Origin of the sequence: Streptomyces sp. NPDC096046, from assembly GCF_040303285.1 — a bacterium.
Lineage (GTDB): Bacteria > Actinomycetota > Actinomycetes > Streptomycetales > Streptomycetaceae > Streptomyces.
This window is the reverse complement of the sequence record NZ_JBEOSZ010000014.1, coordinates 116,950-130,070: the sequence shown is the minus strand read 5'-3', so window position 1 is coordinate 130,070 and position 13,121 is coordinate 116,950. Positions and strand designations below refer to the sequence as shown.

Sequence of the window (13,121 nt, the reverse complement as noted above, 5' to 3'; positions counted from 1 at the left end):
GGGGGCTTGGACGTGGGCACGGTGGGCCGGTCAGTCACCGAGGGCGTAGAACCGCAGCGGGGAGTTGGGCCGGAACCCGATCCGCGGGTACACGGGCGCTCCGGCGGCGGTCGCGTGCAGCGTCGCCCGGGTCAGCCCGGTGGCCCGGGCCCCTTGGTGGAGCGCCTTGCGGGTCACGGCCTCGCCGTACCCCCGCCGTTCCCATGCCGGATCGGTGGCCACGAGCGCGACGAAGAGCCGTCCGTCGGCCTCGATCGCGGCGGCGCAGGTGACGGGGACCCCGTCCCGCAGGCCCAGGTACGCGAACAGCCGGCTCTTCCACAACGCGGACCCGGCGAGCCCGTCCCGCGCGTCCTCCAGCGGGAATCCGTAGGCCCGCGCGTTGATGTCCGCGTAGGCCCGCAGCAGGTCGTCGTCGGTCACGCGTACGAAGGTCAGTTCGGGATGGACGGGGTCGGGGATCGGCAGCAGGTCTCCCGCCATGCCGGTACCGGGAAAGGCGTAGCGCAGGCCGGCCTGTTCGGCGGCTTCCCCGAGCCCGGCGCGTGCCTGCGGGTCGAGCAGGTCCTCGAAGACCCACAGGAACCCGGCGTGGGTCTTGGACCGCATGATCCCGGCGGTCTCGTTCAGCCGTTGCTTCAGCAGCCCGGCGTCCGCGCCGACATCGGTCAGGGTCACGCAGTTCCAGAAGGCGAACCGGCAGTCGGCCCACCGCACGGCGATGCCGGGCAGGTCCCGCACATCGGCCTGCGGGTCCCGGTCGAGCACCATGGTCCGCCAGACGGTGGCGAGCTGCTCCATCGACTCGATCGAGTCCGCGAGATCGCGCACAAGGGCCCCCTCAGATCACGGTCGGCGACGGCCGCCGTACTCGTCCCGTCCGTCGCGGGATGCCTCGGTGTGACTCCACGACGCGTAGATCCTGCCCTTCGGGGGAGGGGCTCTGCGCGTCACATTCCGGCCATCACGCCTCGGGCGGCGGGTGAGGGACGGGGCGATCCGCCGGGGCGGCGCTGTGCGGAGTCGAGGCGCCGGGCTTCTTCGAGCTGGTCTTCGAGCATGATGATCCGGCAGGCGGCCTCGATCGGCGTGCCCTGGTCGACGAGCCGGCGGGCGCGGGCGGCGGTGCGGAGTTGGTGGCGGGAGTAGCGGCGGTGGCCGCCCCGGGAGCGCAGGGGTGTGATCAGGGAGGCCTCGTCGAGGGCGCGGAGAAAGCCGGGAGTGGTGCCGAGCAGCGCGGCGGCCCGGCCGGTCGTGTAGGCGGGATAGTGGTCGTCGTCGAGACGGCTCAGTGTCTCGTCTGCTGTCATCTCACCTCTCTGGTGGAACGCGTAGAGGGGCCCTGGCGCCGTACGGCACCAGGGCCCCGAAGGGACTGCTACACCATCTGCCGGCCCCAATACCTCGCCGGCCTTCTGTTTCCGCCCTGCCGTCCGGTACTGCGACGGGGGTGCGGGGATCGCGAATGCGTGACCGGAGACCACCTGCCTATCGATGTCCTGCGGCACCCGGACTCATGTCTTGCGCCCGGGCGATCCTGATGGCGCTCGAGTCCTCCGTTCTTCCCTCTGAATCGATCACTTGCCAAACGGGAACTGCGTACTGCTGATGGCGGCCCCTCGTCCTGCGGGCCACCCGGTCCGGTCGCCAGCTCCGTCGCCGTCGTGCAACCACCTGGCTTCGAAACTCCGCCACCGCACCGTCATGCGGGTACTGCTGCCCGGCAGTTCGTGTCTGCCGGGCCTCACTGGATCTCGGCTACGAGAGAAACGATAAAGAGTCGAATGAAGAATGTCTACTCTGGCGAGCACAGATTTTGGTCTGCTCGGCGGTGAGGTTCCGGCTCGGCCGATCTCCGCGCGCCGAGGGGCCGCCCGCGACGCCCGGAAGATCCGGGCTTCCGGCGGCGCCACCGGGGCCGCCCGTTACGTCTCGGAAGTGCCACCGCCCGAAGCGCCCGGGCGGGCCGGTGCATAGAATCCGGTCCCATGCGGAAGCCTGACGAGCTGATCGTTGACATCGCTGCCCTTGTGGAGTCGGGGCAGAGCAACCAGATGTCCTTGACCGTGGTCGCCGGTGGTGCTGTCATCACCGGTCGGCTGGCCCCAGAAGCCGTGTGGAGGCAGAGGGTTTCGGAGGTGCTGACCAACTCCGCCCGACTCGGCGAGTTCTCCACCGTCTTCGACACCCCAGTGAAGAAGGACGGTCCGCCCACGCATCTGCACTTCCATGTCGCCCGCATCCTCCAGGGCACGGTGGGGATCCCGGAGACGGGCGGGATGTACCGCGTCGCCATCGAGGACGTCAGCGCCTGGACCGTGGGGGACTTCAGCTACTCCGACCACTGAGCCACCGACCCGGCAGCGGACATCCATGCGGGAGCAGCCCGTACCCGCGTGGATGTCCTCTGGCGCACCCTTCAAGAGGCGGGGAACGGCCAGGCCTTGGCATGGGACTCCGAGGTCCCGCCGGGGGTGTGCGCCTCGCCCCACCGCTCGGCACCGGCCGTGGGCCGGGGAATGAGCAGGGCCGCCGGTCCGCCGGGCGCCGGCGGGCCGGCGCAGGTGCAGCCGTGGACGGAGGGACATCCCGGCCCGACGGCCGGTGATGTGCCCTGGATTGTGCCCTCGCGGCCGCCTGGTGAAGAACATCCTGACCGCCATCGAGACCCTGCGCGGCCTGCTGCTCGGCAGCGAGATCGGCCACAACGGCTGCCCGGCCTTGGCCACCGGCAGCATCAGCAGGCCGGTCCCGACGGCGACCGCGGCGGCGAAGCCGGCCACGACCACCTGCGCCGGATGCCGCAGGCGCGGCCACCGCAGCCTCACCACACCAAGCCCTCGGCTCCACGGAAGGGCACCACGATTTTTCGCACTGGGAGACGATGGACAACCTTGACCGCGTATCGAGGGCCGGGCCCTGCCTTGAGTTCTCTGCGGTGTCTACGCTTACGCCATGCGCCCACCACGCGGCCCCCGTTCCACGTATCCGCAGCGGTTCCCGTCTCCCCTGAAGGCGGCCAAGTGAAAGGGCCGGTATTCGACCATGCCATGCGGCGCATCGAGTACACCCTGTTCCTGGCCGCCGCCCTTCTGGGCACCGCCGGTGTCATCAGCGACACGTTCTGGCTGTTGGGCATCGGTGCCTGGGCGCTGATCGCCGCAGGCCTGATCGAAATGATTTACCGGCCTTGACCTCTACGGCAGGCACACGCCGCCAGTTCCCTCAACGTGCCCTGGCCGCCTGACGGCCCCTCCCCGGCACGCAAAAGGGCGAGGCCCGAAGACCCCGCCCGACGCCCTCGAAACCCCGGCTCAGGGCCACACCAGGCAGTACGGCTGGTGTCCCGCCTCATGCAGCCGGTGGCTGAAGTCCTGCCACTCGTGCAGCAGTTGGTAGACGTTGAACGCGTCGCGGGGGCCGCCGCGGTCCGGGACCGTCGACCAGATGAAGGCCGCCGCGCCCACCGCTTCCTCGCCGATGCCGCGCAGGGGGTCGACGACCGTCATGGGCAGCTTGACCACCGCGTAGTCGGGGTGTAGGACGACCAGTTCCAGGGGCGGGACCTTGTGCAGGGGGACGCCCTCGATGCCCGTGAGGACCATCGCCGCCATGGTCTCCGGCTTTATCTTCGTGAACATGCCGTTCATACCGAGCTCGTCGCCGCCGAGTTCCTCGGGACGCATCGAGATCGGGACGCGGGCCGCGGTCGCACCGTCGGGGGCGCCGAAGTACTTGTACGTCACCCCCACCCGACCACCATTCCCGCTGCTCCCGGCCCGAAGATCGTCCACCCGCCGTTCAGTACGTCCGGCGGCCCGCTCCGGTTCACTCGGTGGACCCTGGGTCTGACGCGGCTCCGGAGCGTCCTCCGCCTCGCGCCGGTGCCTTCCCCGCCGGGCACGCCGAGGACCGAGGTCGTCAGTCCCCTCGCCCAGTCCGCCACCGCGATGCATATCTCCACCCGACTGCTTTTCTAGGACGCGTCGCCCCTGCCGCGCAACCCGATCATCGTGTCAGTGACCTCCCCCACGGCCGCCCGCCGAAACGTGCGCCGAAACATCTGACCGCGGGAGCTTCGCAGCCTCCGACCACCCCTGGCCGCTTGAGCTGTGTGTATCAGGTACCAGTCTCGCAGACGACGGGCGCCGGGGGGCGGTTGTCCCACGCCCCGTCCGCCCACCCCCCTGGCCTACCCTGAACAAGTCACTGGCACCCGGAGCCCGACTATGTCGGAGAAGGTCGGAGAAGTCGCAGCTCATGAGCGAACTGGCATATCCGTATGAAGCACCGGCCTCGCAGGCTCTTTTCGACCGCGCGGAGGCTGTCACGCCCGGCGGCGTGAACTCACCGGTGCGGGCCTTCCGAGCCGTCGGCGGCACACCGCGGTTCATGGTGTCCGGCACCGGCCCTTATCTGACCGACGCGGACGGGCGGGAGTACGTCGATCTCGTCTGCTCCTGGGGGCCCATGATCCTCGGGCACGCGCATCCCGAGGTCATCGCCGCCGTGCAGGACGCCGTCGCCCGCGGCACGTCCTTCGGGACGCCCGGTGAGGGCGAGGTCGCGCTCGCCGAGGAGATGGTCTCCCGCGTCGCGCCGCTGGAGCAGGTGCGGCTCGTGTCCAGCGGGACCGAGGCGACCATGTCCGCGATCCGGCTCGCGCGCGGGTTCACGCAGCGCACCAAGGTGATCAAGTTCGCCGGGTGCTACCACGGGCACGTCGACTCGCTGCTCGCGGCGGCCGGCAGCGGCGTCGCGACCTTCGCGCTGCCCGACACCCCGGGCGTCACCGGCGCCCAGGCCGGGGACACCATCGTCCTGTCGTACAACGACCTCGACGCCGTGCGCGAGGCCTTCCGGGCCCACCCGGGCGAGATCGCCTGCGTGATCACCGAGGCCTCCCCGGGCAACATGGGCGTCGTACCGCCCGCGGACGGCTTCAACCAGGGCCTGAAGGACATCTGCTCCGAGAACGGCGCCCTCTACATCTCCGACGAGGTCATGACCGGCTTCCGGACCAGCCGCGCCGGGTGGTTCGGGGTCGACGGCGTGGTCCCCGACCTGATGACCTTCGGCAAGGTCATGGGCGGCGGCTTCCCCGCGGCGGCCTTCGGTGGACGCGCGGACGTCATGACCCACCTCGCCCCGGCCGGGCCCGTCTACCAGGCCGGGACCCTCTCCGGCAACCCCGTCGCCACCGCGGCCGGGCTCGCCCAGCTGCGGCTCCTCGACGCCGCCGCGTACGCCAAGGTCGACGCCGTGTCGAAGGAGATCCAGGGGCTCGTCACCGGGGCCCTGACCAAGGAGGGCGTCCCGCACCGGTTGCAGACCGCCTCCAACATGTTCTCCGTGTTCTTCACCGACCGGCCCGTGCGCGACTACGAGGACGCCAAGGCGCAGGAGTCCTTCCGCTACACCGCCTTCTTCCACTCGCTGCTCGCGAACGGCGTCTACCTGCCGCCGTCCTCCTTCGAGTCCTGGTTCGTGTCCACCGCGCACGACGAACGGGCCGTGCAGCGGATCGCCGACGCCGTCCCGGCGGCGGCCCGTGCGGCGGCGGAGGCGACGGCATGAGCGACGGGAAGAACAACAGCGCCGAGGACCTCACCGTCGTCCACCTCATGCGGCACGGCGAGGTCGCCAACCCGGACGGCATCCTCTACGGCCGTCTGCCCGGCTACCACCTCTCCGACCTGGGCCGCCGCATGGCAGACCGGGTCGCCGAGCACCTGGCCCCCCGGGACGTGACGTACGTCGTCGCCTCGCCGCTGGAACGTGCGCAGGAGACGGCCGAGCCGATCGCCAAGGCGCACGGGCTGGACCTCGCGACAGACGAGCGGCTGCTGGAGGCCGAGAACATCTTCCAGGGCAAGACGTTCGGCGTCGGGGACGGGGCGCTGCGCAAGCCCGGCAACTGGAAGCACCTGGTCAACCCGTTCCGGCCGTCCTGGGGTGAGCCGTACGTCGACCAGGTCGTCCGCATGATGAGCGCGCTGGGCGCGGCGAAGGACAAGGCCCGCGGGCACGAGGCGGTCGTGGTCAGCCACCAGCTGCCCATCTGGATCGTCCGGTCGTACGTGGAACGCCGCCGCCTCTGGCACGACCCGCGCAAGCGCCAGTGCACGCTCGCCTCGCTGACGACGTTCACGTACCGAGGTGACCGCATCGTCTCCGTCGGCTACACCGAGCCGGCCCGCGACCTGGTCCCCGCGCACCTCCTCGCGGGTGCGAAGCCGGCCAAGGGCCAGGGCAAGGCCTTCGGTGCGTAGCGCGTAGCGCGTAGCGCGCAGCGCGTGGCACGCGGGCGGCCGCCGGAGCGGCCGACTCGCGGGCCGTCCACGGCCGACGGTCGTCGGCCCGCGAGTCGTCAGCATGCGGTCCGGTACCGGGGCTGGACACCCCCAGCTCCGGTCTCGGACGCGCGCACCGGCGGCCGGGGCGGCCGCAGAAGCGCATGACCTCGCGGCCTGGCGGCCTGGGGGTCCTGCCAGGCCTGGGCTGGACACCCCCGGCCCCGGTTACGGAGAACGCGCACCGGCGGCGGCCGGGGTGGCGGCGGAAACCCACGGCCTGGCGACCTGGCGGCCTGGCGGCCTGGCGGCCTGGGGGGTCCTGCCAGGCCTGGGCTGGACACCCCCGGCCCCGGTTACGGAGAACGCGCACCGGCGGCGGCCGGGGCGGCGGCGGAAACCCATGACCTGGCGGCCTCGACGCCTGGCGGGTCCTGCCCGTGCCATCCGCACAGCTTTAGGTCCGGCTTCCCGCGCGCGACCCGGGCACCCCGCGCCCGCTGCCGGGAACGGCGGCCGTGGGTGTTCGGAAGCGGGCCGGGTGCCCGGCTGTCGTCGCGCGTCGCGGACGCGTACGTGCGTCCGGGTAGGCGATGGGAGGCGCGTGAGGCGTCGTCGCGCGGAGGCGTATCCGCGTCCGGGGGGCGTGAGGCGTCGTCGCGCGGAGGCGTATCCGCGTCCGGGGGTGGCGTGAGGCGTCGTCGCGCGGACGCGTATCCGCGTCCGGGGAGGTGGCGTGAGGCGTCGTCGCGCGGAGGCGTACCCGCGTCCGCGGAGGCGGCGTAAGCGCGTAAGCTCGCGGGCTCGTCGCCCGAGTGGTCGGTGCGGGCGGGGCGCCCCGCGCGGGGCGTTGGAGAGGCGTGAAAGCGCCTGCCGTTCGGCACCTTATGATCGTTTGCGACTCTTTCGTTACGGAATCTGCGCATATCGGCGGAACCTCCCCGTGCTTCACGACCTCTCACTGGGTGACCAGCACGACGTGACGAATCGGGGATGCCATGCGCGCTCTCTCCCGCAGGGGAATGCTCGGAATCGGCGCGGGAGCCGCCGCCGCTGTCTCGCTCGCCGGCTGCGGCGCTCTCACGGGCTCGGACGATTCCGGCCACGCCGACGGTTCCGGCGGCGACTCCGCCCGGGACGGATCGAAGCCGAAGCCCAAGCCCGCCGCCCGCCCCATCGGTGACGGCTCCACCGCCCACACCGGCAAGCAGCCGCACCAGCCCGCGAAGCCCGAGCCGCTGGAGCCGGGCCAGACCCCGCCGCAGTTCGTCGTGTTCTCCTGGGACGGCGCCGGGGAGGTCGGCAACGGCCTCTTCCCGCGCTTCCTGGACCTCGCCAAGGAGCACGGCGCGAGCATGACCTTCTTCCTGTCCGGGCTGTATCTGCTGCCCGAGTCGAAGAAGCGTCTCTACGACCCGCCGAACAACCCGCGCGGCGCCTCCGACATCGGCTATCTCACCGACGAGCACGTCAAGGACACGCTGAAGAACGTCCGCCGCGCCTGGCTGGAGGGCCACGAGATCGGCACCCACTTCAACGGGCACTTCTGCGGTGAGTCCCACGGCTCGGTCAAGAACTGGACGCCCCAGCAGTGGCGCAGTGAGATCGACCAGGCGAAGTCCTTCGTGAAGGAGTGGCGCACCAACACGGGCTGGACCGACCTGCCGTCGCTGCCGTTCGACTACGACAAGGAGCTCGTCGGCGGCCGTACGCCCTGTCTGCTCGGCCAGGACAACCTGCTGCCCACCGCCCGCGAGCTCGGCTGGCGCTACGACGCCTCCTCGCCCGGCGGCCTCCAGGTCTGGCCGCGCAAGCGCCAGGGCATATGGGACCTGCCCCTTCAGCAGATACCTTTCCCCGGGCGCGGCTTCGAGGTCCTGTCGATGGACTACAACATGCTGGCCAACCAGTCCCTCAACTCCACCAAGGCCCCGGCCCACAACTACCCGGGCTGGCGGAAGCAGTCGGCCCAGGCGTACATCCAGGGGTTCAAGCGGGCATACGAGACAAACCGGGCGCCCCTCTTCATCGGCAACCACTTCGAGCAGTGGAACGGCGGCCTCTACATGGACGCCGTCGAAGAGGCCTTCAAGCACATGGCACGGGAGAAGGAGAAGGGCGCGGATGTGCGTCTCGTCTCCTTCCGGCAGTTCACCGACTGGCTGGACGTGCAGAAGCCCGAAGTGCTGGACAAGCTCCGCACGCTCGGCGTGGGACAGCAGCCGGCCGGTGGCTGGCGGGAGTTCACCGGCAAGGCCTCCGCACCCGGCGGCGACGCCTCGCAAAACGCCGCCTGAAATGCGGTTTTCCGCCCGCAAGGGGGGTGGGCGAGACCCCCAGAACGGGCATGCGAAACTTTTCACATGAGTGCCGACAGCGCCCCCCAGCGTTCGAACCGCACGACCCGTGCCACCGAGCGCACCCGCCGTGTCCGCCGCAGCGCCGCCCTGACCGCGGGTCTCGCCGCGACCGCGCTGCTCGTCTCCGCGTGCGGCTCCGGCGGCACCTCCGGCGGGGGCGGCAACACCAACTTCGTCACCGGCACCGACGGCGTCGCCACGGTCGCCGAGGGCGAGCGCACCCCGGCACCCGACCTGTCCGGCAAGACCATCGCCGGCAAGACGCTCGACGTCGCCGACTACAAGGGCAAGGTCGTCGTCCTCAACGTGTGGGGTTCGTGGTGCAACCCCTGCCGCGCCGAGGCCAAGTACTTCGCGAAGGTCTCCAAGGACTACTCCGGCAAGGGCGTGCAGTTCATCGGCATCAACACCCGGGACACCTCCACCGGCGCGGCCCTCGCCTTCGAGAAGGACTGGGGCATCACCTACCCCAGCCTCTACGACCCCACCGGCAAGCTGCTGCTGCGCTTCAAGAAGGGCACGCTCAACCCGCAGGCGATCCCCTCCACGCTCATCCTCGACCGGGACGGCAAGATCGCGGCCCGCTCGCTCTCCGCGCTCAGCGAGGAACGGCTGCTGAAGATGCTCAAGCCCGTCGTCGCCGAGAAGTGAGCGGAGTGGCAGTGAGCGGAGTCGCAGTGGGCGCAGGGGCAGTGGGCGGAGCAGTGACGTGAGCGCGGTCACCACGCTCGCCGCGGTCACGGACCCCAACGGCACGGTGCTCAACGGCGCCCTGCTGGTGGCTCTGCCGATAGCGCTGCTCGGCGGTCTCGTCTCCTTCTTCTCGCCGTGCGTCCTGCCCCTGGTTCCCGGCTACCTCTCCTACGTCACCGGCGTCAGCGGTACCGACCTGGCCGAGGCCCGGCGGGGCCGGATGGTCGCCGGGGCCTCGCTGTTCGTCCTGGGCTTCACGGCGGTGTTCGTCTCCGGCGGGGCCCTCTTCGGGTACTTCGGCCAGACGCTCCAGGAGCAGCGGGGCGTGCTGACCAAGGTGCTGGGCGTCCTCATGATCCTCATGGGCGTCTTCTTCATGGGCATGATGCCGTGGCTCACCCAGCGCGAGTTCCGTTTCCACAAGAGGCCGGCGACCGGCCTGGTGGGAGCCCCCGTGCTCGGTGCCCTCTTCGGCATCGGCTGGACGCCCTGCATCGGCCCCACGCTGTCCGCCGTGCAGACACTCGCCCTGGAACAGGGAACCGCCGGTCGCGGGGCGATACTCACCTTCGCGTACTGTCTGGGCCTGGGCGTGCCCTTCGTGCTCGCCGCGGTCGCCTTCCGCAAGGCCCTGGGAGCCTTCGGCTGGATCAAACGCCACTACGTCTGGGTGATGCGGGTCGGCGGCACCATGATGATCGTGACCGGTCTGCTGCTGCTGACCGGCGCGTGGGACCGCATCGTGCAGGAGATGCAGGTCTGGTCCGACGGCTTCACTGTGGGGATCTGATCGATGAGCAAGACCACCGCCTCCGACCCGGCCCCGTCCGCCGCCGAGGACCGGGAGCTGGGTGACGCCGGATCCCAGCTGTCCACCGCCCCCAAGGAGGACGCGCCCAACCTCCCGGCCCTGGGCGTCATCGGCTGGGCCCGCTGGTTCTGGCGGCAGCTGACCTCCATGCGGGTCGCCCTGCTGCTGCTCCTGCTGCTCTCCCTCGGCGCGATCCCCGGCTCGCTCATCCCGCAGTCCGGCCAGGACGAGACGAAGGTCGCCGCCTTCCGCAAGGCCCACCCGACCCTCGGGGACGTCTACGACAAGATCGGCATGTTCCACGTCTACAGCTCGGTGTGGTTCTCCGCGATCTACATCCTGCTGTTCGTCTCCCTCATCGGCTGCATCGTGCCCCGCACCTGGCAGTTCGTGGGCCAGTTGCGCGGTCTGCCGCCCGGCGCGCCCCGGCGGCTGAACCGACTGCCCGCCCACACCACCTGGCGCACCACGGCCGAACCCGAGCAGGTCCATCAGGCCGCCCTGACCCTGCTGAAGAAGCGCCGCTTCCGCACCCACCTCACCGGGGACGCCGTCGCCGCCGAGAAGGGCTACCTGCGCGAGACGGGCAACCTCGTCTTCCACATCGCCCTGATCGTGATGCTGGTCGCCTTCGCCTGGGGCCAGCTGTACAAGGCGGAGGGCAACAAGCTGATCGTCGAGGGTGACGGGTTCTCCAACACCTTGACCCAGTACGACGACTTCAGGTCCGGCAACCTCTTCGCGTCCGACGACCTGGTGCCGTTCAGCTTCAACCTGAAGAAGTTCACCGGCACCTACGAGCGCACCGGCCCCAACAAGGGCACCCCGCGCCTCTTCCAGTCCGACATCACCTACAGCGCGGGCGCCTACGGCAAGGAGGAGAAGGACACCGTCGAGGTGAACCACCCGCTGGAGATCGGCGACTCCAAGGTGTACCTCGTCAGCCACGGCTACGCGCCCGTGATCACCGTCCGGGACGGCAAGGGCAAGGTCGTCTTCGACGACGCCGTACCGCTGCTGCCGCTGGACGCCAACGTCACCTCCTCCGGTGTCGTCAAGGTCCTCGACGGCTACCGCGACCGGCAGGGCAAGAAGGAGCAGCTCGGCTTCAACGCGTTCTTCGTGCCGACGTTCGGCGGCTCCGCCAGCGGCACGATGCTGTCGCAGTTCCCCGCGCTGGACAATCCGGTGCTCGCGCTGTCCGCCTACCACGGCGACCTGGGGGCCGACTCGGGCATCCCGCAGAGCGTGTACCAGATGGACCGCAGCAACATGAAGGAGTTCAAGGACTCCCAGGGCAAGCTGTTCAAGAAGCTGCTGAAGCCCGGCGAGACCATGACGCTCCCGAACGGCGCCGGTTCGGTCACCTTCGGCAAGGACATCAAGGAGTGGGCCGGCTTCCAGGTCGTCCAGCAGCCCGGCAGCGGCTGGGCCCTCGCCGGTGCCCTCGCCGCGATCGGCGGCCTCGCCGCCTCCCTGTTCATCCAGCGCCGCCGCGTGTGGGTGCGCGCGGTCAGGGGCGCCGACGGCGTCACCGTCGTCGAGATGGCCGGCCTCGGCCGCAGCGAGTCCGCCAAGGTCCCCGAGGAGCTCGGCGACCTCGCCGGAGTCCTGTACGACCAGGCACCGGGCGCGCCCGGCGCCGACGACCCCGCAGATTCCCCCGACACCGCTCAGGAGCCGGGTACCACAACCCCCGTACCTGCCGAAGGGGCTGAGAAGTGACTCTCGCCGCCGCCACCAACGAAAACCTCGCGAGCATCAGCAATGTGCTGATCTACTCCGCGATGGCCGTCTACACCCTGGCCTTCTTCGCGTACATCGCCGAATGGCTCTTCGGCAGCCGCAGCAAGGTCGCCCGTACCGCGGCCGCGCTCACCACCAAGGCGGACGCCGAGCGGGCACCGGCCGTCACCGTGAACCAGGCCGGCGGCACCGCCGTGCTGGAGCGGCCGAAGGTCACCGTGCGGGCCGCCGCCGGTCGGCGCGACGTGCCGGACGGCCCCGGGGCGCACGGCGGGGACGAGCAGGGCGACCTGTACGGCCGGATCGCCATCTCCCTCACGGTGCTCGCCTTCGTGATCGAGTTCGGCGGTGTCCTGACCCGCGCCCTGTCGGTGGAGCGCGCGCCGTGGGGCAACATGTACGAGTTCAACATCACGTTCTCCACGGTCGCGGTCGGCGTGTACCTCGGGCTGCTGGCCCTGAAGAAGAACGTGCGCTGGCTCGGCCTGTTCCTGATCACCTCGGTCCTGCTCGACCTGGGTCTGGCGGTCACGGTCCTCTACACCGCCAGCGACCAGCTGGTCCCGGCCCTGCACTCGTACTGGCTGTACATCCACGTCTCGACGGCGATCTTCTGTGGCGCGGTCTTCTACGTGGGCGCGGTCGGCACGATCCTGTACCTCTTCAAGGACTCCTACGAGAACAAGCTCGCGAGCGGCGGCACGCCCGGCACCTTCGCGACCTCCGTCCTGGAGCGGCTGCCCTCCTCCGCCTCCCTCGACAAGTTCTCCTACCGCGTCAACGCGGCCGTCTTCCCACTGTGGACGTTCACGATCATCGCGGGCGCGATCTGGGCCGGTGACGCCTGGGGCCGTTACTGGGGCTGGGACCCGAAGGAGACCTGGTCCTTCATCACCTGGGTCGCCTACGCCTGCTACCTGCACGCCCGCGCGACCGCCGGCTGGAAGGGCCGCAAGGCCGCCTACCTGGCCCTGATCGCCTTCGGCTGCTGGCTGTTCAACTACTACGGCGTCAACATCTTCGTCTCCGGCAAGCACTCGTACGCGGGCGTCTGAACCCTCCTCCCGTACATCGACCTCTCCTTCGGTGTACGGGAGCCGCGCGTGACGGGTGAGCCGGGCCGCCGAACCAGACCGGCGTGTACAGCTGAACGTCATCTCGACGTGGCACGTCATCTGTTACGGACAGGTTTGCGACGACAAGCCCTGCCGATCAGTA

At 70.2% G+C, this 13,121-nt stretch carries 12 protein-coding genes; 9 read left to right on the top strand and 3 right to left on the bottom strand.

The window, feature by feature from the left end:
* Positions 1-30: 30 nt before the first annotated feature.
* Both ABTX62_RS15435 and ABTX62_RS15430 read right to left on the bottom strand, forming a co-directional pair.
* A complete protein-coding gene (locus tag ABTX62_RS15435; protein ID WP_352116633.1) occupies positions 31-831 on the bottom strand; it encodes a GNAT family N-acetyltransferase in 801 nt (266 codons plus the stop codon).
* A gap of 119 nt (positions 832-950) precedes the next feature.
* A complete protein-coding gene (locus ABTX62_RS15430; protein ID WP_352116632.1) occupies positions 951-1,310 on the bottom strand; it encodes a helix-turn-helix domain-containing protein in 360 nt (119 codons plus the stop codon).
* Between the two features lie 678 nt (positions 1,311-1,988).
* On the opposite strand from ABTX62_RS15430, the gene ABTX62_RS15425 reads away from it, so the two are divergent.
* Together ABTX62_RS15425 and ABTX62_RS15420 are read left to right on the top strand one after the other, a co-directional pair.
* Entirely contained in the window at positions 1,989-2,348 is a 360-nt protein-coding gene (locus ABTX62_RS15425) for a hypothetical protein (protein ID WP_352116631.1), read from the top strand.
* A gap of 702 nt (positions 2,349-3,050) precedes the next feature.
* Positions 3,051-3,194 (top strand): hypothetical protein, encoded by a 144-nt coding sequence (locus ABTX62_RS15420; RefSeq protein WP_352116630.1) that lies wholly within the window; start codon positions 3,051-3,053, stop codon positions 3,192-3,194.
* 120 nt (positions 3,195-3,314) lie between these two features.
* Here ABTX62_RS15420 and ABTX62_RS15415 read toward each other — a convergent pair whose 3' ends face one another.
* Complete coding sequence (locus tag ABTX62_RS15415; protein ID WP_003974483.1) at positions 3,315-3,752, bottom strand: hypothetical protein; 438 nt, start codon at positions 3,750-3,752, stop codon at positions 3,315-3,317.
* 508 nt (positions 3,753-4,260) lie between these two features.
* Between ABTX62_RS15415 and hemL the strand changes: the two genes are divergently transcribed.
* The 7 genes from hemL to ccsB all read left to right on the top strand — a co-directional run bounded on the left by hemL (position 4,261) and on the right by ccsB (position 12,958).
* Positions 4,261-5,577, top strand: a complete 1,317-nt coding sequence (hemL, locus tag ABTX62_RS15410) for a glutamate-1-semialdehyde 2,1-aminomutase (protein WP_352116629.1) — start codon at positions 4,261-4,263, stop codon at positions 5,575-5,577.
* The gene (locus ABTX62_RS15405; protein ID WP_352116628.1) at positions 5,574-6,272 is read left to right on the top strand and encodes a histidine phosphatase family protein; all 699 of its coding nucleotides are present in this window, start codon (positions 5,574-5,576) and stop codon (positions 6,270-6,272) included. Before hemL ends, ABTX62_RS15405 begins: the two co-directional genes overlap by 4 nt.
* Positions 6,273-7,291: 1,019 nt before the next feature.
* Positions 7,292-8,590 carry a polysaccharide deacetylase family protein gene (locus ABTX62_RS15400; protein ID WP_352116627.1) on the top strand — a complete coding sequence of 433 codons (1,299 nt, stop codon included), beginning with the start codon at positions 7,292-7,294 and terminating at the stop codon, positions 8,588-8,590.
* A 66-nt stretch (positions 8,591-8,656) separates the two neighbouring features.
* A complete protein-coding gene (locus ABTX62_RS15395; RefSeq protein WP_352116626.1) occupies positions 8,657-9,304 on the top strand; it encodes a TlpA family protein disulfide reductase in 648 nt (215 codons plus the stop codon).
* A 58-nt stretch (positions 9,305-9,362) separates the two neighbouring features.
* On the top strand, positions 9,363-10,136 hold the full coding sequence (locus tag ABTX62_RS15390) for a cytochrome c biogenesis CcdA family protein (RefSeq protein WP_352116625.1): 774 nt from the start codon (positions 9,363-9,365) through the stop codon (positions 10,134-10,136).
* A gap of 3 nt (positions 10,137-10,139) precedes the next feature.
* On the top strand, positions 10,140-11,882 hold the full coding sequence (gene resB / locus ABTX62_RS15385; RefSeq protein WP_352116624.1) for a cytochrome c biogenesis protein ResB: 1,743 nt from the start codon (positions 10,140-10,142) through the stop codon (positions 11,880-11,882).
* Positions 11,879-12,958, top strand: a complete 1,080-nt coding sequence (gene ccsB, locus ABTX62_RS15380; protein ID WP_352116623.1) for a c-type cytochrome biogenesis protein CcsB — start codon at positions 11,879-11,881, stop codon at positions 12,956-12,958. The genes resB and ccsB overlap by 4 nt, the downstream gene beginning before the upstream one ends.
* Positions 12,959-13,121: the final 163 nt, after the last annotated feature.

Bases quoted from the DNA above. Each gene is read 5' to 3' on its own strand.
- ABTX62_RS15430 (WP_352116632.1), bottom strand. From the start codon at position 1,310: ATGACAGCAGACGAGACACTGAGCCGTCTCGACGACGACCACTATCCC.
- ABTX62_RS15425 (WP_352116631.1), top strand. From the start codon at position 1,989: ATGCGGAAGCCTGACGAGCTGATCGTTGACATCGCTGCCCTTGTGGAG.
- ABTX62_RS15420 (WP_352116630.1), top strand. From the start codon at position 3,051: ATGCGGCGCATCGAGTACACCCTGTTCCTGGCCGCCGCCCTTCTGGGC.
- hemL (WP_352116629.1), top strand. From the start codon at position 4,261: ATGAGCGAACTGGCATATCCGTATGAAGCACCGGCCTCGCAGGCTCTT.
- ABTX62_RS15405 (WP_352116628.1), top strand. From the start codon at position 5,574: ATGAGCGACGGGAAGAACAACAGCGCCGAGGACCTCACCGTCGTCCAC.
- ABTX62_RS15400 (WP_352116627.1), top strand. From the start codon at position 7,292: ATGCGCGCTCTCTCCCGCAGGGGAATGCTCGGAATCGGCGCGGGAGCC.
- ABTX62_RS15395 (WP_352116626.1), top strand. From the start codon at position 8,657: ATGAGTGCCGACAGCGCCCCCCAGCGTTCGAACCGCACGACCCGTGCC.
- resB (WP_352116624.1), top strand. From the start codon at position 10,140: ATGAGCAAGACCACCGCCTCCGACCCGGCCCCGTCCGCCGCCGAGGAC.